Genomic DNA, 24,457 nt, shown 5'->3' on the forward strand with positions numbered 1-24,457 from the left:
TCCCACTTTTTAAAACACCATCTTCAGATTCGGTTGACAAATACGTTACAATAGAAGCAATTCTATTTTGCTTATTAGCACTTATTGGAGGAACTTATATGTTTCAACTTTTACGTTATGCCAGAAATTATCGAAAAGAAATCACTTTAGGGCCTTTTTTCAAATTCCTAGAGGCCGTCTTTGAATTGATCTTGCCTTTGTTTATGGCACGCTTAGTCGATGAAGGCATCGCTTTACATGATCAAAAAAAAGTAATTGAAATGGCTCTTTCTATGCTAGGATTATCGATTATCGGGCTGATTTGTGCCCTGATCTGTCAATATTACGCTTCGATTGCCTCTCAAGGTTTCGGGACAGTTTTGCGAAATCGTTTGATGGAAAAAATCAATCGTTTTTCCCACAACGAACTGAACCATTTTGGTACAGATACTTTAATCACTCGAATGACCAATGACATTAATCAAATGCAAAATGCTTTGGCGATGTTGATTCGCCTAGTCGTTCGAGCGCCTTTTTTAAGTATTGGATCGGTCATCATGGCCTTTTATATTGATTGGCAGATGGGGATTATCTTTTTGGTTTTGTTGCCGATTTTTTGTCTGGTCCTTTTTTTGATCATTCATTATTCTGTCCCCCTTTACAAAAAAATTCAGCAAAAATTGGATCAATTAAACCAACTAGTTACCCAAAATCTAAGCGGCGTCCGAGTCATTCGGGCTTTTGCTCGTACAAAGACAGAAACAGCCCATTTTACTGAAGAAACAGAAGAAATCTCACGATTAAATCAAAAAGTCGCAAATATCTCTGCCTTACTTTCCCCTAGTACGACATTGATTATGAATGCCGGCGTTGTCGCCTTGTTATATTTTGGCGGTTTCAAAGTAAATCTGGGGCATTTAGAACAAGGTCAAATCCTAGCTTTGATCAATTATATGAACCAGATGCTTTTAGCTTTGATTGTCGTTTCAAATTTAGTCATTCTTTTCACTCGCGCAGCTGCATCGGCTAATCGAATCAACGAAGTTTTTGCGACCGACCCATCATTAATCGATACTGGAACGATTCACCAAGTAATCGAACACGCACCGTTAGTTGTATTTGATCACGTAGATTTTCGTTACACGAAAAAATCTGGATTGGCCTTGCAAGATATCTCATTCACTTTGGAAAAAAATAAAATTCTTGGCATCACTGGAGCGACCGGCAGCGGAAAATCTACATTGATTAACTTGATTCCACGCTTTTACGACCCTTTTGCTGGAGCAATCCATTTTGCAGGCAGCAATGTCAAAGACTGGGCATTGGATGACTTACGCTCAGCTATCGCACTTGTGCCTCAAACAGCAGTTTTATTTAGCGGGACAATCCGTGAAAATCTACAATGGGGAAAACAAGATGCTTCTGATGCTGAATGCTGGGCAGCCTTAGCAACTGCTCAAGCTAGTGAGTTCGTTGAACATTTACCAAACGGATTGGACACTCCCATCTTAGAAAATGGGAAAAATTTTTCCGGTGGACAGCGTCAACGTCTAACAATCGCACGTGCCTTGATTCGCAAACCCAAACTTTTGATTTTAGATGACTCTCTATCTGCCTTGGATTATCAAACAGACCTAGAGTTGCGCCAAGCATTGAAGCAAGAACTAGACTGCGGCGTCATCATTATTTCTCAGCGTTTGCGTTCAATCCAATCAGCTGAGACCATCTTATTGATGTACAACGGAAAAATCTCTGCTCAAGGTTCTCATGAAGAGTTGTTGAATACTTCTGAACTTTACCAAGAATTAGTCGCATCTCAAGCAGAAAGCGAGGCCAGCTAATGCTCACTAAAAAGAATCTTTTTCAGTCGTTAAAATTATTTCTACCTTACCTATCAGCGTATCCAAAAGAATTGACCGCTGCAATCCTTTTAGGCATTGCTAGCGGAGTCACTTCAGTTCTGATGACTTATTATATCGGGGTAGCCGTCGATCAGATGGTTAATCAAGGAACCGTTGATTTTGATCACCTTTTTCAAATTCTGCAATTGTTCATCGGAATTTTTTTAGTGACCGTCGTCAGCCAATACCTCATCCAACGCTTAGGAAATACGGTCGCCTTTGACTCTGTCGCCAAGTTGCGGGAAGAAACATTCACACATTTGAATCAATTGCCCTTAAGTTACTATGATCAAAGCTCAAAAGGCGATATTGTCAGCCGATTCACTAATGATATGGATAATATTTCTACTGCCATCTCCGCGATTTTCAACCAATTATTCTCTGGTATGACTGTTGTTTTGGTGGCTTTCGTTTTTATGCTGCATCTTAGTCCGATGTTGACTGTAGTCGTCTTAGTCGCAACACCAATCATCTTTTTATTGACCTATATTGTTGCTCGTACTTCACAGCAATACTTTACAAGCCAACAACAATTAGTCGGCTCGATTTCAGGCTTTATTACAGAGATGGTTAGTCATCAAAAAATCGTCAAAGCCTTTCAGCGAGAAACTCAAAATCAACTACAGTTTGAAGCATTGAATCAAGAATTATATGTACGAGGACAAAAAGCACAATTTGCTTCAGCCATCACAAATCCTTCATCGCGCTTTGTTGACCATCTAGCATATTTGATGGTTGGACTAGTCGGTGGATTATTAGCTTTAAAAACTAATAGCGGTGTTACGATTGGGATCATCTCTAGTTTTACCATTTATTCCAGTCAGTTCACCAAACCCTTTATCGAACTTTCTGGTATCACGATCCAGATACAAACAGCCATCGCCGGACTTGATCGCTCATTTGAATTGCTGAAAGAACCGATTGAACAAGCTGACGCTCCAACCGCACTAGCCTTGACTGAAGCTAAAGGAAAAGTCGTTTTTGATCATGTGTCCTTTTCCTATCAAAAAGATCAACGATTGATTGAAGAGTTTAACTTGACTGTTGAACCCGGTGAAACGATTGCTATTGTTGGAAAAACGGGCGCAGGTAAATCAACGTTAGTAAATTTGTTGATGCGTTTTTACGAAGTAGATCAAGGAAAGATTACCATCGATGGTACGGACATACGCAAACTTACCCGGGATAGCTTACGCCAACAATTCGGGATGGTCTTGCAAGAAACTTGGTTGATGGACAGCAGCTTGCGTGCAAATCTTCGTTACGGTCGCAAATCAGCAACCGATGAAGAAATCTATGCTGCTTTAAATGATGCCTACATGTATGATTTTGTACAACGCTTACCTGATAAGTTAGACACAATCGTAGGTGCTGCTGGGATCAAACTTTCTGACGGACAACGTCAATTGTTGACCATCGCTCGAACCATGATCAGCCGCCCAGCCATGTTAATCCTTGATGAAGCAACTAGTTCTGTTGATACATTGACCGAACAAAAAATCCAGCGGGCATTTCTTGCCATGATGAACAATCATACTAGTTTTGTCATTGCTCATCGTTTATCAACAATCCAAAATGCCGATCAAATCCTTGTCCTCGATCACGGACAAATTGTGGAAATTGGTAATCATCAAACCTTGCTAGAAAAAGATGGCTATTATAAAAAATTGTATCAAGCTCAGTTTTCACTGAATTAAATCATTTTTCTTAAAAACATCAATACACATGCTAATGATGTCTTGTACTTAATAATTCTTTTGTGATTCTCTTTTAGACTAAAACACACAGATAGAAGCTTGATATTGATAGATTTTCCCCTGAGATCTTATTATTTAGTACGTCAAAAAGGACTGGCTCTCAAAATTTGAGATTCAGTCCTTTTTATATAAATTGATTGTTTCTTTGTTTAATTATAATTACATCGTCCTTCAATCATTGAATTAATAACTTAGAAATCTGTAAAGAGCTGGATTCTCTCGACTACTGTGTTCTTATTTACTCTTTTTATTCAAAGACATCTATAATAGTTGAACCAATTAAGTAGTCATAAATTAAGTCATTTACTTTAACATTCATTGCTTCATGCCCATATTCTGGTAAGATTTTTATTTCCTTTTCTGTTTGTATTCGATTATAAATTGCGAATTGTGTTGACGGAGGACAAACGTCATCCTCCAATCCTGTTATCATTAAGACTGGACATTTGATCTTAGAAGCAAAATTTTTTACATCAATATAAGATAAGTTAGATAAAAAAAATTCTTCTGTATTATGAAATGGATCAGAAAACTTAAAATACCTAAATAATTCGTCATATGGTTCACTATGGTTTCCTAACTCCAATACCCGTTTAAAATCTGATAAGAAAGGATAAATCGCTACTGTTTTCTTGATTTTCTCATTCAATGCTGCACATATCAATGCTAGGGCACCACCCTGTGATCCACCACAACTCATTAAGTTAGTCTCATCTACAAAATCTAATGATGCCACGATTTCAACTAATTGATAAATGTCTAAATATACATCTTTGTAAAAAAGTGTTTCTTTTCCTTGAATTGCCCCACGAATTACTTGGCCTTTAACTGTCATTCCATCAAATAACCCTAAATCTTGAGACCTTCCTGCTTGACCTCTAACATCCATACAGACTACACCATAACCTGCACAAACATATTTTAAATTCTCTGTCCAATCAGGACTTTGACCTTGATAACCATGGAAGTAGAAAAGTGTCGGTACTTTATCAACTGCCTTTGGAAATAAACATTTAGAATAAATCTGTGAACCATTTGTTCCTGTAAAAGTCAATTCATAGCAATCCACAAAATCAAGATTAAAGGCTTTTTTTTCAAGATGATAATTAGCTAAAGTGCTGACTTTATTCTTTTCATTCTGCCAGAATTTATCCATATCAATTGGCGGATCTTGACGACCTGTATAGTTCATCATTTCTTCGATAGTCATCGTTTCAATCATCATTAATCATCCTCTGTATGACGATTTCTAAAATGATAATATGCACCCAAAAGTCCAGCATCATTTTCATGATGGGCAAATGTAATTTTAGTTTTAGTCGCTAGACTACTTAATAGGTGTTTATTTACTGCTGTTTCAATTTTTCTCGCTAAATATTCCTTTTGAGCCATGATTCCGCCACCTAAGACGACCGTTTCTGGATTGATCACATAACAAATTGTTGCAATTCCTTGACCCAAGTAGTCAACCATTCGATCGATTGCTGCAATACACTGCTGATTTCCCATTTTAGCTTCCTCAAAAATACGGTACCCATCCCACTGCTCAGTATTTATTTTTTGGCCTTTTGATACGTAATCGACTAATGCAGTTGTCGATGCTAATTCTTGGAACGTTGAATCTGCCATTTTTAAATAACCGATTTCACAAGCACTATTACTAAATCCATGAAACAATCGATTACCAATTAATAGGCTGCCGCCAATTCCTGTTCCGATTGTCAAACACACAGTAATCTTACTGTTCTTAGCTGCACCAGAAAATACTTCAGCTAAACCAGCGCAATTCACATCATTTTCAATCTCGCAAGGGAGTAAGTATTTCGCTTCTAGTACTTCTTTATATTTAGTCCCTGCATAATCGGGGATTGCTGGACCAGAATAAAAGATTTCACCTTTTTCTGGATCAACCATACCCGCTGATGACAGACAAATTCCTGCTAATGAGTATTTCATTTGGTAAGAATCAATGATTGAACAAACCTTTGCCATAATCCCTCTACCACCAAGCTCTGCTTCCGTTGTCCGTTTGGCTTTTTCAAGTAGATTTCCTGCTTCATCAACGAGACCGTATTTAATCATGGTCCCACCGATATCAATCACTACATATTTTTTCATTCTTCTACCTCGATTTTAGTGGCAAAATTTTTGTTTCGTTGCTTGAATCAACTCCGCAGCTTTTTGAACAGTTTCACGATCATCATCATTAATCGAAGCCAGTGGTGAACGTGCATCCCCGATTGAAAACCCTTCATTTATGCGTAAAATTTCTTTGACTACTGAATACATGTTTCCATGTCCAGATACCATCAAAGTGATGATTTCATTAATCGTATTTTGTAGTTCTTTAGCTACTGTCAGCTTTTTGGTTTCGATCAGCCGATTTAATTGTAAGAATAATTCTGGCATCACACCATACGTGCCGCCAATCCCAGCTCTTGCGCCCATCACACGACCGCCTAAAAATTGCTCATCCGGTCCATTAAAGACAATATGTTCTTCTCCTCCAAGTACTGCAAAAGTTTGAATATCTTGGACAGAAACAGAGGAATTTTTTACGCCAATCACATTTGGATTCTTTAACATTTCAGCATAAAGACTTGGCGTTAACGCTACTCCAGCCAATTGCGGAATATTATAAATAATAAAATCTGTATTGGGAGCAGCTGCGCTGATTGAATTCCAATATTCTGCAATTGAATATTCAGGCAAGTGGAAATAAATCGGTGGAATTGCAGCAATACTGTCTACTCCTAAATCTTCAGCGTGTTTAGCTAAAATCATACTATCCTTTACACTATTGCAAGCAACATGTGCAATAACGGTCAATTTATCCTTAGCGACTTCCATCACGTTTTCTAAAACAATTTTACGGTCTTCGATACTTTGGTAGATACATTCACCTGAAGAACCATTGACATATACACCCTTAACACCTTTATCAATAAAATATTGTGTTAGTTTTTGAACTCTTTCAGGACTGATTTCCCCTTGCTCATCATAACAAGCATAAAATGCTGGGATAACGCCTTCATATTTAGTTAAATCTCTCATATTCTTCCCCCTACTTTTCATTAATTTTTTCAGCAAAACGTTTGGTAATTACTTGTGGTCTAGTAATAATTGAACCAACGACAACACTAAAGCAGCCTAATTCTAGAACACGTTTTGCTTTTTCCGGAGTATCGATGTTTCCTTCTGCAATCACGGGATGTTTCACCTGTGCTAAAATAGCTCTAATGATCTCAAAATCATTCGCATCTACTTCGAGCGATTGACTTTGTTCTGTATAACCGATTAATGTCGTTCCGATAAAATCAAATCCTAACTGATCGGCAAATAACGCTTCTTCTAATGTAGAACAGTCTGCCATTAATAACTGATTTGGATATTTTTCTTTGATTTCATGGAAGAAACTCTCTAAATTTTTTCCTCCTGGTCGCTCATCCATTGTTGCATCTAAAGCAATGATTTCTGATTTAGCTTCAACTAATTCATCAATTTCTTTGATTGTCGGAGTAATATATACTTTCGAATCCACATAATCACGTTTTACAATCCCAATAACCGGTAGATCAACTTTTTTCTTAATCTCAATAATATCTTCTTTAGTATTTGCACGAATGCCAACTGCCCCACCAATTTCTGCGGCAACCGCCATTCTACCCATAACAAAAGATGAATGTAACGGTTCATCTGGCAAAGCTTGACATGAAACAATCAATTTTCCTTTTAATTTGGCAATTTTCTTATCCAAGTAACTTCCTCCGATCATTTTTTTAACTCTCATTCTTATATTTATTATTCTGCTCTATCAGCAACACATGAAAATACGTTACCCATGAAAATCCAATAACTAAAAAGAACGAAAATAAAGCCATTGTTACCAATACACTTATATTAAATAATATTGAAAGAACAAAGGCCCCCGCTAGCAAAATAAAAGATGGTACAAGATTAAGACTCGCTGCGATAAAACTTTCTTTTATTAGATGTTTTAAGGATTTTTTGTAACCCAAACTCATTGGTATCGCATGAAAAAGAGTTACTAATAATAAAATACCGATACCAAAATATAGGACTTTTAGGTTATAAGAAAAATTTTTATGACTTAAATTAATAATTAGCCAGTCGAGGTAAAAGACACCTATACCAAATAATTCAATCAGACCTAAGGAAAAGCTTTTTTTTCCATATTTTTTGACGGCATCACAATAAATCACAAAGGGAGCCTGAGTATTTCCATTTTTTATTTCTAGAATACTGGCATAAAGACTACATTGGGCAATCCCAATTGTTACGACAGGAAGGCAGCAAATAATAAATAGGACATTCAAAATAAATAAACTGTAAAGCCCAGAAAGGCTTTTGGTCAATCTACTATCCATATCAAAAATACTTACTATTTCTTCCTTCCCTCTCGTCCTCATGGGAATACCTCCTTAGTCTTAATACAATTTATCTGCAACAGCTTTTGCGCCTTTTTGTTGATTGGTCAAACTACTTGCTCGATTGCGTTCATAATAAGTATGGTACAAGATATCTAACAAATAGAGCTGACTCATCTGTACCGTCATTGCTCCTCCTGCTAATGGTGATTCTTGACTACTACATAGCAAAACTGCATCTGTATAAGCTGTCAGCGGGGATTTTTGATAACGTGTGATACCTACTACTGTGGCCCCTACGCTCTTAGCAATTTCAGCAATATCGACAACATCTTTGGATGCTCCTGAATAAGAAACTAAAAAAATTAAATCTTTTTCAGTCATCATAGACGTTGTTATCGCCTGCATATGCGAATCTGTTATCAGCCTTACTTTAGGAGAAATACGAAGAAACTTACTCCACATAACTTGTGCCATTTGTAGGCTCCCCCCAACACCAAAGAAATAAATTGATTCAGCTTTTTCCATAAATTGGACAATATCAATCACATTTTTTTGATCTAATAGTTGTTGCGTTTCTCTAAGAACTGCTAGATGATACTCTAGTCGTTCCTTTTCAAAATCTACATCATATGTTACATCCCTTTTTTCAGCTGTGTTTTCATTAGATGCAAGATATAAAGACAACTGCATCTTAAACTCCTGATAGCCACCAAAATCTAGTGTTCGACAAAATCTAAAAATACTTGTCTCCCCGACATCGCAAACATTCGCTAATTCTGTAATCGACATATAAATCACTTTTTGTTTGTTTTGAAGAATATAATCAGCAATCTTCTTTTCTGCTTTTGTCAGCTCGTTATATCTAGTTTGTATTTCTAAGACTAAATTCATCTCTTTTGGCATTTTTCTCCCCCCTTTATCCCTGATTAATCTATCATTAAATTAAAATTTTCACTACTTGTTTTTTTACAAGATTCCCTCCCACTGAAATTTTTCCCGGTTGATGTGCTTCATTCGGAAAAAAAAGTAAGAAATAACCTGGTTTTAAATCAAAACTAACTTGCTCACTGCATGAGACCAAACCAAAATCGTTGGTTTCATCAAACTCCTTGATACTATTTATTCTTCCACTTCCATAGCTAATTCGTTCTGCTCCTTCTGTGACGATATGCAGATCAGCATAACATTGATGGTATTCAAAAGCTGACGATGCTTTACTAGTTAACTTATTCATTTGCTTCATCAAAAAAACTTGATTTTCTAAAATAGGATTCTTCCCAGAAATTAGAGTGGACTCCTCTGCTACTCCAGTTAGAAATTGACTAGCTATCGCTAAATTCGGATGAAGCGCCGTATAGGTATTTAAATTCTCTAACTTATCATAAATCATAGATTCTTTCCTTTCAGTACCTGTTTCTTTTAAACTTGTAATTATTTTCTAGTCATCGTTGAGCGCCTTTGAACGTCGCAGGCCGGTATCAATTGCTTTATTTCCAGATTTTACAAAAGAATCTAGTGCTTCTTTAGAAGATTTCTCTCCAGTCAAGGTCGCTTGGATTTCTGGAAATAATGCATTTCTGATTTCCGAATAGCCAGGTGTATTATTTGAAAAGTTAATCACATATTGATCATTGTTAACATATGCTGGAAGTAGCGGTAAAGTATCTGCTTCCTCTGCGATAACACTTTCCCTTACCGGTAAAAAGTTCATGCTCGCTTTTACCAATTCTTGGTTTTCAGAATAGAATTTAACGAAGTCTTGTGCTAACTCCATTCGCTCTTCCCCATTCGTATTAAAAACTGCAGAACCCAGAACATACGTAAAGGATTGCGGTCCATCCATACTTGGAATATTAGCTAAACGAATATCAAATTTATCTAAAGAACCGCCTTTCATATTGTCTAGCATGCCCTCATAAAGTACTGCATTAGCAAAACTAATACCTACCTGTTGATTTTGGAACATGGCATTCACGTCATTACTCGAAAGTGATTCAGCACCCGATGGAATCAACCCTTTTGTATTTAATTCTTTGATAAAATCAAGTGCAGCGATTCCTTTTTTATCATTGACATTCAATTGACCACTTTCATCATAAAAACTACTACCAAACATTCTGAGATACATCATATTCCAAGTATCCCCTTGATTATTCTTAGCGTAAAAGCCAAATGGAGAGACTTTATCATTATTTTTCTTGAGCGCAGTTAGCACTGTTTTGAAATCTTCCATTGTCCAATTTGCAATAGCATCTTTCCCAGCTATATATTTTTCTAACCCGGCTTGTTTAAACATGTCCGCATTATAGACGAGCATGCCAGGATTTTGCGCAAAAGGATAAAAATATGTTTTATCATTGATATTTACGTTATCCCAAATTGCCTCAGAAATATCTGCTTTATTCTTTTTATCAATAATTGAATTAAATGGTTCCAGTAGCCCTTGATGAGCATAGTTAGTCATAGCAAAACTTGATTCAAAGAAAACATCCGGTAATGTATTTGTTTGTGTAGCAACGCTAAGTTTGCTATCACGTTCATCCCCTGGGATCACCTGAATATCAATTTTTGTTCCTGGATGCTCTTTTTCATACATTTTAACTGCTGTTTTAAAGAAGCTATCATAGTCAGCACCTTTTTCATCAGCACTATAAGTTCCTTGCCATTGTGGTGTCAGCCATACTTCAATTTCATTACTTGCTTTTTCTTCAGAAGCACAACTTGAAAGACTAACCAACGCTAAACAAAACGTTACTACAGCAATGATTACTTTTTTCATGGATTTCTCTCCTTTCATTATTCTTTAACTGCTCCAGCTGTTGCGCCTTTTGTAAAGAAACGCTGAAACAAGAAGAAAATCAGAATCATAGGTAATGCTGCGATGGCGGCTCCGGCAACTCGCAGACCAATATTAGGATTCACATCTTGTTGCAAACTAGCAACTCCAATCGTCAAAGTCTTCATCTCTTTACTTCGTGCCATCAATAACTGCCATAAGTAATCATTCCAAGCTGTTACAAAATTTAAAATAAATAGTGCTCCTAAACCTGGTTTAACGATAGGGAGCATCAATTTATAAAAAACAGTCCACTCATTTGCCCCATCAATTTTAGCTGATTCACGAATCGATTCAGGAATCGCTTTAAAATAAGAATAAAGCATAAACGTACCAAAACCTGTTGCTAAATTAGGAACAATCATTGCTTGGTAAGTATCTATCCAATTTAGTCTAACGACAACATCAAACAATGGTACAATAAATGTTTCTTTTGGCACCATAATAGAAGCAATCACGACTAAAAATAGAACTGTCTGCCCTTTAAAATGTAATTTTGCAAACCCATAAGCTGCTAAAGCAGAGATCAAAACACTTAAGAGACCAGTAAAAAATGAAACAATGAAGCTATTGACAATCCATTGGAAAGCAGGTTGTCCTCGAAATAATTCTTCTAAATTACCTAAAAACCAGTGTTTTGGTAAAATATCTGGTGGCATTTGGTAAATTTCAGTTGATGTTTTAAACGTATTTGTCAGTAGCCAAAATAATGGAAGTAAAAACAAAAGAGCGATGACAAGTACGACTATGTTGGTAACTAAATCAAACTTTTCCATTCGTGCTAATTTTCTTAACATTTCTCTCCTCCTAATTACTTCGTTCTTATGAATGACTTGAGCTGCGGCACACTTAATAATAGAGCAATAATAAACATTAAGACCCCAATAGCAGAGGCAATACCCGTATTGTTATAAATAAAAGCATTTTGATACAAATAGTACATCATTGTAACAGAAGCATTATTTGGACCTCCACCTGTCAATAATTGAATGACCACGAATATTTTTAGAACAGCAATAATATTAATAACGACTAAATAGGCAGTTGTTGGTTTCATTAATGGAATTAAAATATATCGAATCCTCTGCCATCTCGTTGCACCATCTAATTGTGCTGCTTCAAAATAATCTTCAGGTAATCCAATCATCGTAGCTAAATAGAGAATAATTGCTTGTCCAACATTTCCCACAAAGGTGACAAAAATGATGACTGGCATAACTGTTTTGGTATTTCCTAAAAGATTAACTCCTTCAATTCCTATATTATCTAGAGCATAACTAATCAAACCATTTGATGGATTCAATAAGAAATTCCAAATAATACTCATAACTACCATTGAAACCATAACGGGTAAATAATAGCTTCCACGAATAAATGAAACGTATCTTGAATTTTTATCATAAACAGCTGTTGCTACGAATAAAGCAAAAATAATCGTTAAAATGACTATCGCTGCAACAAATAAAACCGTATTAAAAATAGATCGAATAAAAATAGGATCATTGAATAAGTTAGTAAAGTTAGCTAAACCAATAAAATATGAATCCATTCCATAGAATTCATAAAAGCTCATTTTGAATCCTTTAACAACTGGATAGATAATAAATACAATCATCAATAAAACTTGAGGGGCAATAAATAAATAGCCTGAATAAGGATTTTCAATGCCTAAGACCTTCTTCTTTTTGTTCACGTCAATAACTCCTCCTTAATTTTCTTAATTTGATTCCACATATTTTATTTAACTTCCTCCCCACTCTAAAGAAAACGCTTTCTGTATTCGTTTGCAAAATGAGTATACTACATATCTCAAAAAAAGGAAATATCTTTTTTTATTTTACAAATTAAGGAAATATCTTCTTTTTTATCGCGTAATCACCTATAATAGTATAAGAAACCCCTTACAAAACGACTTATTAAAGATTATTATTAAAATGAGAGGAAAGATGGCAATCATGAAAATAAACTACCAAGATATTAAAGCTTTGTATCCTTCTGCATCTATGCAAAGAATGAATACTGGCAATCAAAATAATATTTATCTTCCAACAAATGAAGGAATTATCACCTTACCTAAAAATAGTTTAACTGAGCGCGAAGAAAAGTTATTTTCACTTTTTATCAAACAACATTCTCTCAATCTTGATATAGAAAAGCATCCTTGGTATTCCTATTTGTTTGAGGGGAGAAAAATAGATAAGTCAGGAAATTTTAGAATTCTTCAAGTGAAGCTTAACTATACACAATTTCCTTTAAAACAACTCTGGCAAGACGAAATACAAACAATTTTTTTACATATGGTAGATTTCTTCTTTCTAAATGAAAATTTTGTAATTATTGTAGAAAAAGAATCTGATATTTATTTAGACAAAACGGAACTTGAAGGTGTATTTTTGGCACTTGATACAGATTTTGATGTTACTACTCAACTTTTTGTAGGTTCCTTTCAGATTGCCAACGAAGAGTTCAAAAATTTTTTTCTAGAAGAACAAAAAATTTTCTCAAGCTGCTCTTTGAATCAAAAATGTCAGGATATTACGACTGCTATTATAGATGTTTATTCAGATATCCCGATTAAAAAAAGTCGTTTACTTTCAAATCTATTCCACAAATGGATTAAGGAAAGTGAGCTACGTAAGATTATTCCTATTTTGTGGAGAAATTTAGGAAATATTAGTTTAACTTCTAAGGACTTATTTATGCATAGAAACACACTTCTGTATAAAATTGAAAAATTCTATACAGAAACAGGGATTAATTTAAAAGAAGCAGATAGTTTATTTCTTTGTCATTTACTTATCAGAAATTTTGACAACACTTAGCAAGATTCGGCATTTTATACAAAAATCGCCCATTTTCTTGTATAAGATTATGTTGAGCAAAAATAAACAAATCATGTATAGTTTGTTTGTAAACTTAAGGAGGAGAAACAATGGTTGAAATCGCTTTAAAAAATATCTATAAAAAATACGAGAATAATGAAAACTATTCTGTTACTGATTTTAATTTGAATATCAAAGATCACGAATTTATTGTTTTTGTGGGACCGTCTGGTTGTGGAAAATCAACAACCCTAAGAATGATTGCCGGTTTAGAGGACATATCAGAAGGAGAATTTTCGATTAATGGAAAGTTAATGAATGATGTTGCTCCTAAAGATCGAGATATCGCAATGGTATTCCAAAATTATGCACTTTATCCTCACATGACAGTCTTTGATAATATGGCTTTTGGACTTAAACTACGAAAATTTGATAAAAATGAAATTAAATCGAGAGTTGAAAACGCTGCTGATATACTAGGACTTACCGAATATTTGGGTAGAAAACCAGCAGCTCTATCTGGTGGTCAGAGACAGCGAGTTGCTTTGGGAAGAGCAATTGTTAGAGATGCTCAAGTATTCTTAATGGATGAACCCCTTTCAAATCTTGATGCAAAATTAAGAGTTGCAATGCGAGCCGAGATTGCAAAACTTCATCAACAGCTAAATACTACAACGATATATGTAACGCACGATCAAACAGAAGCTATGACAATGGCTGATCGGATTGTCATCATGAAAGATGGCTTCATACAGCAAATTGGTTCTCCACAAGAAGTCTACAATTCACCAGAAAATGTGTTTGTTGCAGGATTTATCGGCTCTCCAGCCATGAACTTTTTTAAAGTAACATTGTCTAATGGTACTATCACAAACGATCATGGTTTAAACTTAACCATTCCTGAGGGAAAAAATAAGGTTTTAGTGGAACGAGGATACGAAGGAAAAGAAGTCATTTTTGGTATCCGTCCTGAAGATATCCATACAGAGCAAATTGCGATAGATACCGCCCCTGAGTCTACTGTCAAAGCCGAAATCATTGTTTCTGAGCTACTCGGTGCGGAAACAATGCTCTATTCAAAAATAGGAAATACTGAGTTTATTTCTCGAGTAGATGCTAGAGACTTCCATAATCCGGGGGAAATCATTGAATTAGCTTTTGATATTAGTAATAGTCATTTCTTTGATTTAGAATCAGAAGAAGTCATTTCTTTAGCAAATAACTAGTAAAAGTAAATTTAAAAATGATAAAAGAAAGCTCTTTTTATTTATAATAGGTTAGAACAAATTTGATTAGTTACTGTGTTACCTGACAAAGTTAATCACAGTAACTTTTTTATTTGCAAATTTCAGTGAATTTATTAAGTATTAAAAAATTTGTCAGTAAAAAAAGCTGATTCACTTGTAAACGTGAGCACAATTGACTGTTTCAAAATTTTCAATTAATTGAAAATTAGATATATCTCAATAATAATTGTTGTTGATTGTTTTAGTATTGAGAAAGAATAATAGCATAAAATAATCGACTGGATTAATCCAGTCGATTATTTTAATATTTTCCATTAGAACAAGAAATAGATGAAATTTTCAATATTTTATTCTCACAATTCCTTAAATGAATAAGGCTACTGTTCGCTCCTGTTTATATCAAACCTAGTTTAGCTTTCCAAGTTAATAACCGTTTGACTGATTGATCCAATTGTTTTTCACTGTATTCTCCATTTTTGATTGCCATTAAAATATAAGGAATCTGTGTGCTGTAACTTGATGACAAGATCATATCATTTCCAGCTTGCAGAGCTTGCAACCCTGCTTCGTCTTGTGAAATAAAATCTGCTAATCCTGCCATATCCATATCATCTGTCATAATCACACCTGTAAAGCCTAGTTCATTACGAATCACGTCATGAATTGGTTTTGAAATTGAAGCCGGATAATTGCTATCAATCGCTGAGACAATATTGTGAGAGACCATGATACTGTCAGCGCCTGCTTTAATCCCTGCTTCAAAAGGCAAGAAATCATTTTTTCGTAATTCATCAAGCGAGCGATTATCTGTTACTATTTCCACATGAGAATCGCGATTATTGCCATACCCTGGGAAATGTTTCAATGTAGAGCCAAGTTTTTGCTTCTTCATTTCTTCAACACTAAGTTTAACGTATTGACTAGTTCCTGCTGCATCCATCCCAATTGTTCGATCATAGATAAAGGATTGTGGATCTGTTGATACATCTGCATCAGGGAACATTCCTAGTTGAATTCCCAATTCACCAAAAACTTGAGCCTTGCGCTCGATTTCTTGTAAGATACTATCCCAGCCATTTTCTTGATACAAGGCTTGAGGACTTTTGAATGCTGGGGAGACGATTTGATTCCGGCTCAATCGACTAACCGTTCCGCCTTCTTCATCAGATCCAATAAACATAGGTGTTTTACTAGCTGCTTGATAACTGGCAATCGCTTGTTTTACTTCTGCTTGACCTTTTCCTTCCATGTCACGATCAAAAAGTAAATAGCCGCCTAAATGATACTTTTGAATGTCTGCTATTTGGTTTTGTTCTGGGACACGGGCCATAAACAGTTGCCCGACTTTTTCTTCCAATGTCATTTTTTCCAATGTTTTATTGACCTTTTCTGTCACCGTTATATCTTTTTTTGGAGGTTTTGAAACTTTTTTTATTGAATCAGCTGATTGGCTTGATTCACTAGTCTCCCTTGTTTTTGAACCTGAATTTCCACAAGCAGCTAAAAATGTTACTGCAGATAAGATTATCAGACTCATCAAAATATTTTTTTTCACTTTTCTTGCTCCTTAAAAAATTGATTTTTCAACTTTTTATCCTTCCTTTACTAATGAATCCACCGATAAAACGACAGAATTGAGTAGGATACGATTTATTTTAGCATAGCTTATGGAGAGAAAGTATGGTTTTGCGTTTTTCAATAAAAAAGCGTTGAGAAAATTAATCTTTCTCAACACTAAGCATATTTATTAGAAATAGCGACATCTTTCCGAACACGATACCCTTTGCCCCAAATTGTTTGGATTGCCTCTTGATCGACTTCAAGAATCTCTAATTTAAGTTTGATATTTTTTATCAAAGAAGAAAGCTGAGCTAAACGAGATTGGGAGACATTCCCCCATAGGAGCAGACACAATTCATCACGAGAAACAATTTCTCCACATTGACTACGCAATTTTTCTAAAACTTGCAATTCAAGTGATGATAGATTGATCAATGTCAACGCTGAAAGACCTTGTTTCTCCACAATTTCAGAATTTTTTTCTGATATAACCGGCGTGAATTTTCTGCCTTGATATTGTGCAGATACTTCAGCCAATTGTTCGCGCAATGACTCTACCGAATCGCTATTTTGAATAGCCCCGCATAGTCCTTGTTCTTTTAGCATTGTCTGTTCATTTTCACTAAGAGAATGATCGACTTCTCGTAAAATACTTTGACCACGATTTCTTAGCTTTGGCAACATCCATTCCATTTCATAACTTGAGATCGTTTCACCAATGATAATAATTGGAAAGTAATCGACCATATCTGATATTCGGCCATCCATCTGTATCTCATTTAAAATACTCGTGGAACAAAAAACTTCATAATTCAAATATTGTAATTTATTAGTTATAATTTCTTCCGCTAAAATATTTTTTGTTAAAATTAAAATTCTAATCATCTATCCACCCTCATTTTCTATTTAATAATGATTATGAATAGAATATAACTTATTTTTCGGTAAATAAAAGGTCTTTTTTTAAATGATGTTAAATAAAATTATGAACATTCCAAACTTTTTCGTTTTTCTTAATTTAAAATAAAGAAAAACCGTGATTATTATCACGGTCTAGATGATTACTTTTTTTAATTTTTTTTGCTTCATCGCTTTATTAAAAATCGGCAAATGGAACTGCTTGTACAGAGCTCCTGCTACAAAATAAGCGATATTGAAATCAATCAAACTGTGGATCAATCCGCCAATTCCCATCAAGAGAAAAATCGTGTATAGATAACCTTGTGAATAGAAGGTCTCTGGCATATTTCCCATAAAATAAAAAGCTGAGACTACTAACATTTCAATCGCGGCATGAATGATTCCAATCACAAAATTGAAAACTTGGAACCGTCCATTTGCTAGAGTAAATTTCCCATTTTTTAAAACCAGTTCCGGATGTTTCTCTAAATATCTTGCCCCGATTACTGCAAAAATCAAATGTGAAAAAGCGCGTAAAGCAATAATCGGCGTCGTTGAGATAAAAAAGCCAAACGTTGTTCCTAAAACGACCGCGATTGCTACTAGCGGTGAGAAGAACATAGCAATGAATACAGGTACATGACTTGCTAAAGTAAATGAAGCTGGACCAATCACGATTTTTGGCATAACCATTGGAATCAAGATTCCCAAACCGATTAACAATGCCGAGATCGTCAAATTTCTAACAGAAGTGTTTTTCATGTTATCCTCCTTTATATGTCAAGACACTTAACTCGTTCCTTAGTTTAGTTTAAAAATCGTTATGTGTCAAGACAGATAAAAAGAAGTTTTTGAACATTTACTTAGTTAAAGAATCTAATTGCCGTTTCCATTCGTTTGCAGTCAATTGCTGTTTCTTTACGTAACGATTGTTTGGATGTTTTGCACAAACAAGTGAACACGCACCTAAATATTTTTTCTCATTTTCTACAGAAACAAGGATTTGTCGATTGCATTCTGGATTGCTGCAATTGATGTATCGTTCGCAAGGCGTGCCATCAAACCACTCTTTTCCGACTATGTGCTTATCTACTTGATTGATCTCTACGCCGATACGTTCATCAAAAACATACATTTTTCCATCCCAAAACTCGCCACGTGTTTTCTCATCTTTGCCGTATGCTGCGATGCCGCCATGCAGTTGTGCGACATCTTCAAATCCTTCACGTAACAACCAACCAGAGAATTTTTCACAACGAATCCCGCCAGTACAATAGGTTACAATCTTTTTATCCATAAACTGTTCCTTATTTTTACGAATCCAATCAGGCAATTCTCGAAAATTATGAATCTCAGGACGAACCGCCCCGCGAAAATGGCCCAGATCATATTCATAATCATTTCGAGCATCAATGACAATCGTATCTTCTGCTAATAAAGCTTCGCGAAATGCCTGTGGTTCCAAATATTTCCCGGTTATTTGTTGTGGATCAATATCTTCTGCTAAATGCAGCGCAACTAATTCTGCGCGTGGACGGACAAATAATTTTTTAAACGCATGACCGTCACTGTAGTCTATTTTAAAGTAAGTATCTTTGAAACGTTCGTCAGACAGCATCTGCTCCATATAACGATCCGTTGCTGCCTTTGTCCCTGAAAGAGTCCCATTGATGCCTTCTGAAGCAACCAATATACGTCCTTTGATTCCTAGATTGTGACAAAAAGTCCAGTGTTCTTTAGCAAATGCTTCTGGATCTTCCACTTGAGTATAGTTATAGTAAAGCAATACACGATAATCCATCATCTTTCTCCTCCAACTTCTATCGTTCTTATCTACTATAGGAGATGGGAACCTTTTTTTCGAACTTGATGCTTGTGGATTTTTTTACAAGAAAATCGTGAGATAAATATTTTTACTGCCTTTTTGTTCAATGAATAGATTCCCGTTGAATTAAGAGAAACTGTTCTTCGTTCTATTTTGGATAAGAGTTTAGATTAAAAATTCAAAGAAGCACAAAAAAGCTCAGACCAGTTGATTAGGTCTGAGCTTTTTTTATTGAACAGATTGATTTGTTGTTTGTTGTGGATGAGTCGCAAAATATTGCGCTTCTCGGTTTTCTGCATTTTGTTGTAGATTGTAATAATAGAAGCTAATGTCATTATTTAAGTATGAACCAGCTGGATAAAGTTTTCGAGTACTTTCAGGCATTTCATACTTGGCTTGATCCACTGTTGATGCGACGACTAGTCCTCTTGTACCATCAACTGTCGCATCAGCTAGATTCATGACTTTTGTGTAGTCGCCGGCTTCACTTCGGACATAAGAACCTAAGTTTTCTTCAGCTGTTGCTGGTGTACCATCAGTTTTCCAATTGATCGGATTAATAGCCAACGCTCCTTCATCCCAAGTTGGCAATTCTCCGGTAAAATCAGGCGCCACTGTGTTATAGGATACTACGACTCCGGTATCATCTGGTCCAGTTGCAAATGTCACTTGCGGATTATCGTTCATTTCTTGTTGTGTAACTGATTGACCTAGCACATAGGCTGCGATCATTCGATCACTGACACCAGGATTATTTTTGAAATAATCATACATGATTGCCTTGATCATGCGAGCACCTTGCGAGTGACCAACTAAGATGAAAGGTCGGTTGTTGTTTTCATGTTTGATATAATAATCAAAAGCCGCATAGACATCTGCCTTTGGTACCCCATCAACATATTCATTTTGTTCAGCCTTTGATTTGGAATACAACCAGTTTGCATCTAATTGTCGGTAATACGGGGCAAAGATATTGCCGCTTGTTTCAAAAGCAGAACCTTGACTAGCTAAAAATACTTGTGCGCCAGCACGCATTGAAGCATCATCGATCTTAGCAACAGGTGATGACTGTTTGTTCTTTTGTGCGTAAGCCGTAGGATACAACATAAAGACATCCGCTTGACTTGTTAGCTCAGTTGGCTTTGCGAGCCAATTGTCGCTATCACTGTAATCGCTCGCCTTGATAGCTTCACCGGCTTTTTCTGGTTCTTTTGCTTGTTTAATCGTCGTTTTACGCGTTTCTTGTTTCGGCGTCTCTTCTTTAGTCATCGTTGTGTAAGCGTAATAACCACCAACACCCAGTACGATCACTAGCAATAATCCAATGATAAATTTTTTCATTGTGTCCTCCAAAAAACAAATTTATGTACTCTATTATAGGTGAGTTATGTTTCTTTTGACAACTTTCGTGTGGATTTAATGAAAAAATAAAAAGAGCTGTTGCTCTTTTTATTCTAGCTATTTTTATAAATGATGCACCAATAAATACATACTTTTTGCTCTTGTTTACTGTTTATTGACTTCTAATGCATTTGACAAGCGAGCGAATTCTTCCAATGAGAGAGTCTCTCCGCGACGTTTAGGATCGATCTCAGCTTGTTGTAAACTGTTCTCTAACCAAAGTTTTGTCGCTTCATCTTTGCCATAACTATTTAACAGATTATTCCACAGTGTCTTGCGTCGTAAAATAAACGCCGCTTTCGTCAATTTGAAAAATTCTGTTTCATTTGTTACTTCAACTGCAGGGATTTTGCGCCGAACCAAACGTAAGATTGCAGAGTCCACATTGGGCTGCGGGATAAATACTGTTTTAGGTACGATAAAAGCCGTCGTTGCTTCCATATAATATTGGACAGCAATCGATAGTGAGCCGTAAGCCTTTGTCCCTGGTTTGGCGGAGATTCGATCTGCCACTTCTCGTTGCATCATAACCACCAGTTCATCGACAATCAAATCTGATGCTAAAATATGCATCATGATTGGTGTCGTAATGTAATAAGGCAAATTAGCGACGACTTTGATTGGACCGGACTGATCAAAATACTCGGTTTCTTTTTTCAAGTCAACCTGTAAAATATCTTTATGCACGACTTTAATATTGTCATACGGACTCAATGTGTCGGCTAAAACAGGGATCAACCGATCATCAATTTCAAAAGCCAAAACTTGATGAGCCGCACGAGCCAGGTGTTCTGTCAATGCACCGATCCCTGGTCCGACTTCAATCACATTCGTTTGTTCATCGATTTCAGCAGTAGCGACAATTTTTTTTAAAATATTGGGTTCTGTCAAAAAATTCTGACCCAGACTCTTTTTAAAGGAGAAGCCATGTTTTTGTAAAATCTCACGAGTTCTCGAAGGTGTTGCTATGTCTTTGTTCACAAGGTTTCCTCTACTTTCCTCATTGCCTCATGCAATTGTGTTTCAGTGATGCGAAACATCGCTAATCGTTTTTCTAACTGTTTAGCATTAGTATAACCAATCTTCAATTCTTCCCCTAAGCGTTCGCGGCGCTCACGGGCTTGAGCTCCCGCTATTAAACCATAATCCAACAATGTTTGTCTAGCTATTCTTGTGTCACTGCTAACAGCTGGCGTCACGACTTTGTGTAATGCATCTATGATGGCTTCATCACTAGCATGTTCCACGCCAAGACTTGCACCGCGTTTTTGCGGTGCTGCCATTCTTCTAGCTAAAAAGGCATGTTGCGCGTCAGGAATAGCTTCCATAATTGTTTTTCGGATTTTTTCTCCAGAAAAATCGGGATCTGTAAAGACGATCACTCCACGCGTTTCTTGTGCATGCTCGATTTGTTCTAAAATATTTTCATTGATCGCTGAACCACGAGTTTCGATCGTATCGACATCAAAGACTTCTTTTAACCGTTTCGTATCGTCTTTGCCTTCAACGACAATGATTTCTTCGATCTTTTCTTTAGGCATGAGCAGCAATCCTAAACAAACAGTGGGCATTTTTAGTTGTCTGTTCTGCGACCTCTTCTAGTGATAACCCTCGCAATTCCGCAATTTTTTCAACAACATAACGCGTATATCCTGGCTCGTTTCGTTTGCCACGATAAGGTGTCGGCGCTAAATACGGTGCATCAGTCTCGACTAATAATTTGTCTAGTGGAACAAGCGTTGCGGCTTCTTGAACATCTAGTGCTTTTTTAAACGTTACTACTCCAGAAAAAGAGACATGCATACCTAAGTCCAAAAAGCGTTTTGCCCATTCACCACTGCCGCTGAAACTGTGCATAATCCCGCCAATATCACGGATATCTTCTTCTCGCAAAATTTGATACGTATCCTCCAATGCCTCGCGTGTATGGATACTGATCGGCAGATTCAGTTCTTTAGCGATTGCAATCTGGCGTCTAAAAACATTAGCCTGAACTTCTTTAGGATCTTCCATCCAATGATAATCTAGACCAATCTCGCCTAATGCCACCACTTTAGGCAAGGTCAACTTCTTGATCAATCCTTTTTCAATTTCTTTTGTGTAATTTCCTGCTTCAGTTGGATGCCAACCAATGATTGAATAAATTCCTTCATATTGTTGATTTAACTCCAGGCTTTTTTCGATCGTCGGGGTATCAAACCCGACAACTGCCATCTCTGTTACGCCTAATTCACGGGCTCGTTCGACAGTTTCTGGTATCTCATTTTCAAACTGCTCCACGTTTAAATGCGTATGTGAATCAAAAATCATTTAAAAGCCTCCTAATTTTTTCTATCTCATTTTCGTCTAAAGGACTTTTCTCCAAAATCAATTTATTTTAACACAATCTGATAAAACTAACGAAACATCTAGTCATTTTCAATTGAAATCTTACAGGAACATCCGCCTCAAGACGGATGTTTCTACTAGTTGTTCTCTTTATACTAATTATCAAAGGAGGGATCCTATGCTTAATTTCCAACAAGGATTTCCAAACACCGCTCGTTACTTAAAACAGAAATATCCCCGTAAAGAACCAGTCAAGAGCTGCTGGCATTGGGGGACGCTAGGATTATTTAGTCTATTGTGTATCGCAACGATCAAACAGCAATTACTACTGATAGGGATCTTAATTCTAGTTGCAGCCTTAATCAAAGGGCCGGGAGTATTATTTTTTGGCGCCCTCTATTCATTTTTAATCAGTCTATTTCCGCCGATTGGGATTGTCCTTTCAGCACTTTTTTTCTTATTAAATATCCGCTTGTTGACTAAAAGTTGGCGCGTGAATCTAGTTGCTTCACTGTTTTACCTCTACCCGCTAGGAATGAGTGTCTTGCGCTACTTGACCCAGTGGGATGCTCCTTGGCAAATCGGGCTTGAATTACTGCCCGGATTATTCCTCTTGCATTTTGTATTGATTCAAGTATATTATTTCCATCCAAATGCTCGTCAAGTCGCTTGGACTGTTTTTGCAACCCCGTTTGAGCTATTAGCACTTATTTTACCAAAACGCTTCAAAAAATTCTTTCGAGCTATGCCGCAAACAACGAAACATTAAAAACGTCTCAAGCTTAACAGTCAGCACTTCTTTTACTGAGCCATACACACTCAGTAAAAGAAGTGCTTTTTTGAAATTTTTACTAGAATTAGCAAAACAAGCAAAATTATTCATTTTTTTGAACGATTATAAATCAAATTAATTGAATTACCGCTGAAAATCCCTTAGGCTAAAATTAACAACTAGGAAAGGAAGACATTCAATGACTAAAAAAATTGCTGTTCTTGCAACAAACCTTGTGGAGGATATCGAACTGACTTCTCCAAAAGAAACGCTTGAAAAAGATGGAAACGAAGTCATCTTGATTAGTTTTGAAGCCCAGCAAGAATTCACTGGGAAAAAAGGCACCAAATTTATCAGTGATAAAGGCATCGATGAGGTACAACCAGAAGAATTTGACGCTTTATTGATCCCTGGCGGATTTTCGCCTGATCAGTTGCGTAGTGATCCCCGTTTGGTTTCATTTGTGGCCTATTTCTTAAAAAATGAGCAACCACTTTTCGCGATTTGTCATGGACCACAATTATTTATCCAGACAGGTTTGACTAAAGGACGGACAATGACTGCTTATACAACCGTTCGACCGGATATCGGCTACGCAGGTGCGATAGTCAAAGATGAGCCGGTCGTAGTCGATAAAAAATTAGTGACTAGTCGGACACCTGATGATCTTCCCGACTTCAATAAAACAATACTAGACATTTTGCACGCCTGATTTTTTTTGCTTCGTGAACTTTCGTC

24 protein-coding genes are annotated in these 24,457 nt (G+C 36.3%); 6 read left to right on the forward strand and 18 right to left on the reverse strand.

Annotated elements, in window-relative coordinates; genetic code table 11:
- The first annotated feature begins 98 nt into the window (after positions 1–98).
- Together P7D84_RS01065 and P7D84_RS01070 are read left to right on the forward strand one after the other, a co-directional pair.
- Positions 99–1,820 (forward strand): ABC transporter ATP-binding protein, encoded by a 1,722-nt coding sequence (locus P7D84_RS01065; RefSeq protein ID WP_311804737.1) that lies wholly within the window; start codon positions 99–101, stop codon positions 1,818–1,820.
- A complete protein-coding gene (locus P7D84_RS01070; protein ID WP_311804738.1) occupies positions 1,820–3,577 on the forward strand; it encodes an ABC transporter ATP-binding protein in 1,758 nt (585 codons plus the stop codon). Before P7D84_RS01065 ends, P7D84_RS01070 begins: the two co-directional genes overlap by 1 nt.
- Positions 3,578–3,884: 307 nt before the next feature.
- Here the strand turns inward: P7D84_RS01070 and P7D84_RS01075 are convergent, their stop codons facing one another.
- Genes P7D84_RS01075 through P7D84_RS01120 form a run of 10 tightly spaced genes read right to left on the reverse strand, consistent with a single transcriptional unit; the run spans position 3,885 to position 12,557 of the window.
- Complete coding sequence (locus tag P7D84_RS01075; protein ID WP_137603986.1) at positions 3,885–4,859, reverse strand: acetylxylan esterase; 975 nt, start codon at positions 4,857–4,859, stop codon at positions 3,885–3,887.
- Between the two features lie 2 nt (positions 4,860–4,861).
- Positions 4,862–5,755, reverse strand: a complete 894-nt coding sequence (locus P7D84_RS01080) for an ROK family protein (RefSeq protein WP_311804739.1) — start codon at positions 5,753–5,755, stop codon at positions 4,862–4,864.
- 15 nt (positions 5,756–5,770) lie between these two features.
- Positions 5,771–6,691, reverse strand: a complete 921-nt coding sequence (locus P7D84_RS01085) for a dihydrodipicolinate synthase family protein (protein WP_137603921.1) — start codon at positions 6,689–6,691, stop codon at positions 5,771–5,773.
- Between the two features lie 10 nt (positions 6,692–6,701).
- Positions 6,702–7,412: an N-acetylmannosamine-6-phosphate 2-epimerase gene (locus tag P7D84_RS01090; protein WP_212741286.1), complete on the reverse strand. Its 711-nt coding sequence runs from the start codon at positions 7,410–7,412 to the stop codon at positions 6,702–6,704.
- 4 nt (positions 7,413–7,416) lie between these two features.
- Positions 7,417–8,067, reverse strand: coding sequence for a DUF624 domain-containing protein (locus tag P7D84_RS01095; protein ID WP_311804740.1), 651 nt, complete (start codon positions 8,065–8,067; stop codon positions 7,417–7,419).
- Positions 8,068–8,085: 18 nt separating this feature from the next.
- Positions 8,086–8,931, reverse strand: a complete 846-nt coding sequence (locus tag P7D84_RS01100; RefSeq protein ID WP_311804741.1) for a MurR/RpiR family transcriptional regulator — start codon at positions 8,929–8,931, stop codon at positions 8,086–8,088.
- 34 nt (positions 8,932–8,965) lie between these two features.
- On the reverse strand, positions 8,966–9,418 hold the full coding sequence (locus P7D84_RS01105; protein ID WP_311804742.1) for a NanQ anomerase/TabA/YiaL family protein: 453 nt from the start codon (positions 9,416–9,418) through the stop codon (positions 8,966–8,968).
- 48 nt (positions 9,419–9,466) lie between these two features.
- Positions 9,467–10,807, reverse strand: a complete 1,341-nt coding sequence (locus tag P7D84_RS01110; RefSeq protein WP_137603925.1) for an ABC transporter substrate-binding protein — start codon at positions 10,805–10,807, stop codon at positions 9,467–9,469.
- 17 nt (positions 10,808–10,824) lie between these two features.
- Positions 10,825–11,661, reverse strand: a complete 837-nt coding sequence (locus P7D84_RS01115; protein WP_137603926.1) for a carbohydrate ABC transporter permease — start codon at positions 11,659–11,661, stop codon at positions 10,825–10,827.
- 14 nt (positions 11,662–11,675) lie between these two features.
- Positions 11,676–12,557 (reverse strand): carbohydrate ABC transporter permease, encoded by an 882-nt coding sequence (locus P7D84_RS01120; protein WP_311804743.1) that lies wholly within the window; start codon positions 12,555–12,557, stop codon positions 11,676–11,678.
- 253 nt (positions 12,558–12,810) lie between these two features.
- Between P7D84_RS01120 and P7D84_RS01125 the strand changes: the two genes are divergently transcribed.
- Entirely contained in the window at positions 12,811–13,686 is an 876-nt protein-coding gene (locus P7D84_RS01125) for a helix-turn-helix domain-containing protein (protein WP_311804744.1), read from the forward strand.
- Between the two features lie 110 nt (positions 13,687–13,796).
- A complete protein-coding gene (locus tag P7D84_RS01130) occupies positions 13,797–14,912 on the forward strand; it encodes an oligosaccharide ABC transporter ATP-binding protein MsmX (RefSeq protein WP_137603928.1) in 1,116 nt (371 codons plus the stop codon).
- A 415-nt stretch (positions 14,913–15,327) separates the two neighbouring features.
- Here the strand turns inward: P7D84_RS01130 and P7D84_RS01135 are convergent, their stop codons facing one another.
- The 8 genes from P7D84_RS01135 to P7D84_RS01170 form a co-directional block, all read right to left on the reverse strand.
- Positions 15,328–16,470 (reverse strand): glycoside hydrolase family 3 protein, encoded by a 1,143-nt coding sequence (locus tag P7D84_RS01135; RefSeq protein WP_376716905.1) that lies wholly within the window; start codon positions 16,468–16,470, stop codon positions 15,328–15,330.
- A 197-nt stretch (positions 16,471–16,667) separates the two neighbouring features.
- Complete coding sequence (locus P7D84_RS01140; RefSeq protein WP_311804746.1) at positions 16,668–17,378, reverse strand: helix-turn-helix domain-containing protein; 711 nt, start codon at positions 17,376–17,378, stop codon at positions 16,668–16,670.
- Positions 17,379–17,546: 168 nt separating this feature from the next.
- Positions 17,547–18,155, reverse strand: a complete 609-nt coding sequence (locus P7D84_RS01145) for a hypothetical protein (protein WP_311804747.1) — start codon at positions 18,153–18,155, stop codon at positions 17,547–17,549.
- A gap of 97 nt (positions 18,156–18,252) precedes the next feature.
- Positions 18,253–19,194 carry an oxygen-dependent tRNA uridine(34) hydroxylase TrhO gene (gene trhO, locus P7D84_RS01150; protein WP_311804791.1) on the reverse strand — a complete coding sequence of 314 codons (942 nt, stop codon included), beginning with the start codon at positions 19,192–19,194 and terminating at the stop codon, positions 18,253–18,255.
- 252 nt (positions 19,195–19,446) lie between these two features.
- Complete coding sequence (locus tag P7D84_RS01155; RefSeq protein ID WP_137603932.1) at positions 19,447–20,559, reverse strand: DUF3089 domain-containing protein; 1,113 nt, start codon at positions 20,557–20,559, stop codon at positions 19,447–19,449.
- 165 nt (positions 20,560–20,724) lie between these two features.
- Positions 20,725–21,600 (reverse strand): 16S rRNA (adenine(1518)-N(6)/adenine(1519)-N(6))-dimethyltransferase RsmA, encoded by an 876-nt coding sequence (gene rsmA / locus P7D84_RS01160; protein WP_311804748.1) that lies wholly within the window; start codon positions 21,598–21,600, stop codon positions 20,725–20,727.
- The gene (rnmV, locus tag P7D84_RS01165) at positions 21,597–22,160 is read right to left on the reverse strand and encodes a ribonuclease M5 (protein ID WP_311804749.1); all 564 of its coding nucleotides are present in this window, start codon (positions 22,158–22,160) and stop codon (positions 21,597–21,599) included. Before rnmV ends, rsmA begins: the two co-directional genes overlap by 4 nt.
- Positions 22,153–22,929, reverse strand: a complete 777-nt coding sequence (locus P7D84_RS01170) for a TatD family hydrolase (RefSeq protein ID WP_311804750.1) — start codon at positions 22,927–22,929, stop codon at positions 22,153–22,155. Before P7D84_RS01170 ends, rnmV begins: the two co-directional genes overlap by 8 nt.
- Before the next feature lie 196 nt (positions 22,930–23,125).
- Here P7D84_RS01170 and P7D84_RS01175 point away from each other — a divergent pair, with 196 nt between their 5' ends.
- On the forward strand, positions 23,126–23,716 hold the full coding sequence (locus tag P7D84_RS01175) for a hypothetical protein (RefSeq protein WP_311804751.1): 591 nt from the start codon (positions 23,126–23,128) through the stop codon (positions 23,714–23,716).
- Positions 23,717–23,918: 202 nt separating this feature from the next.
- A complete protein-coding gene (locus P7D84_RS01180; protein ID WP_311804752.1) occupies positions 23,919–24,431 on the forward strand; it encodes a type 1 glutamine amidotransferase domain-containing protein in 513 nt (170 codons plus the stop codon).
- Positions 24,432–24,457 lie beyond the last annotated feature (26 nt).

This window comes from Enterococcus dongliensis, from assembly GCF_031927985.1.
GTDB classification, from domain to species: domain Bacteria; phylum Bacillota; class Bacilli; order Lactobacillales; family Enterococcaceae; genus Enterococcus_A; species Enterococcus_A dongliensis.

What these genes read in the sequence shown, in the direction of transcription:
- P7D84_RS01115 (WP_137603926.1), bottom strand. Translation starts at nt 11,661, where the DNA reads ATGTTAAGAAAATTAGCACGAATGGAAAAGTTTGATTTAGTTACCAAC.
- P7D84_RS01095 (WP_311804740.1), bottom strand. Translation starts at nt 8,067, where the DNA reads ATGAGGACGAGAGGGAAGGAAGAAATAGTAAGTATTTTTGATATGGAT.
- P7D84_RS01100 (WP_311804741.1), bottom strand. Translation starts at nt 8,931, where the DNA reads ATGCCAAAAGAGATGAATTTAGTCTTAGAAATACAAACTAGATATAAC.
- trhO (WP_311804791.1), bottom strand. Translation starts at nt 19,194, where the DNA reads ATGGATTATCGTGTATTGCTTTACTATAACTATACTCAAGTGGAAGAT.
- rnmV (WP_311804749.1), bottom strand. Translation starts at nt 22,160, where the DNA reads ATGCCTAAAGAAAAGATCGAAGAAATCATTGTCGTTGAAGGCAAAGAC.
- P7D84_RS01070 (WP_311804738.1), top strand. Translation starts at nt 1,820, where the DNA reads ATGCTCACTAAAAAGAATCTTTTTCAGTCGTTAAAATTATTTCTACCT.
- P7D84_RS01135 (WP_376716905.1), bottom strand. Translation starts at nt 16,470, where the DNA reads ATGAGTCTGATAATCTTATCTGCAGTAACATTTTTAGCTGCTTGTGGA.
- P7D84_RS01125 (WP_311804744.1), top strand. Translation starts at nt 12,811, where the DNA reads ATGGCAATCATGAAAATAAACTACCAAGATATTAAAGCTTTGTATCCT.
- P7D84_RS01105 (WP_311804742.1), bottom strand. Translation starts at nt 9,418, where the DNA reads ATGATTTATGATAAGTTAGAGAATTTAAATACCTATACGGCGCTTCAT.
- P7D84_RS01175 (WP_311804751.1), top strand. Translation starts at nt 23,126, where the DNA reads ATGCTTAATTTCCAACAAGGATTTCCAAACACCGCTCGTTACTTAAAA.
- P7D84_RS01075 (WP_137603986.1), bottom strand. Translation starts at nt 4,859, where the DNA reads ATGATTGAAACGATGACTATCGAAGAAATGATGAACTATACAGGTCGT.
- P7D84_RS01180 (WP_311804752.1), top strand. Translation starts at nt 23,919, where the DNA reads ATGACTAAAAAAATTGCTGTTCTTGCAACAAACCTTGTGGAGGATATC.
- P7D84_RS01130 (WP_137603928.1), top strand. Translation starts at nt 13,797, where the DNA reads ATGGTTGAAATCGCTTTAAAAAATATCTATAAAAAATACGAGAATAAT.
- P7D84_RS01170 (WP_311804750.1), bottom strand. Translation starts at nt 22,929, where the DNA reads ATGATTTTTGATTCACATACGCATTTAAACGTGGAGCAGTTTGAAAAT.
- P7D84_RS01140 (WP_311804746.1), bottom strand. Translation starts at nt 17,378, where the DNA reads ATGATTAGAATTTTAATTTTAACAAAAAATATTTTAGCGGAAGAAATT.
- P7D84_RS01065 (WP_311804737.1), top strand. Translation starts at nt 99, where the DNA reads ATGTTTCAACTTTTACGTTATGCCAGAAATTATCGAAAAGAAATCACT.
- P7D84_RS01080 (WP_311804739.1), bottom strand. Translation starts at nt 5,755, where the DNA reads ATGAAAAAATATGTAGTGATTGATATCGGTGGGACCATGATTAAATAC.
- P7D84_RS01085 (WP_137603921.1), bottom strand. Translation starts at nt 6,691, where the DNA reads ATGAGAGATTTAACTAAATATGAAGGCGTTATCCCAGCATTTTATGCT.
- P7D84_RS01145 (WP_311804747.1), bottom strand. Translation starts at nt 18,155, where the DNA reads ATGAAAAACACTTCTGTTAGAAATTTGACGATCTCGGCATTGTTAATC.
- P7D84_RS01090 (WP_212741286.1), bottom strand. Translation starts at nt 7,412, where the DNA reads ATGATCGGAGGAAGTTACTTGGATAAGAAAATTGCCAAATTAAAAGGA.
- P7D84_RS01110 (WP_137603925.1), bottom strand. Translation starts at nt 10,807, where the DNA reads ATGAAAAAAGTAATCATTGCTGTAGTAACGTTTTGTTTAGCGTTGGTT.
- P7D84_RS01155 (WP_137603932.1), bottom strand. Translation starts at nt 20,559, where the DNA reads ATGAAAAAATTTATCATTGGATTATTGCTAGTGATCGTACTGGGTGTT.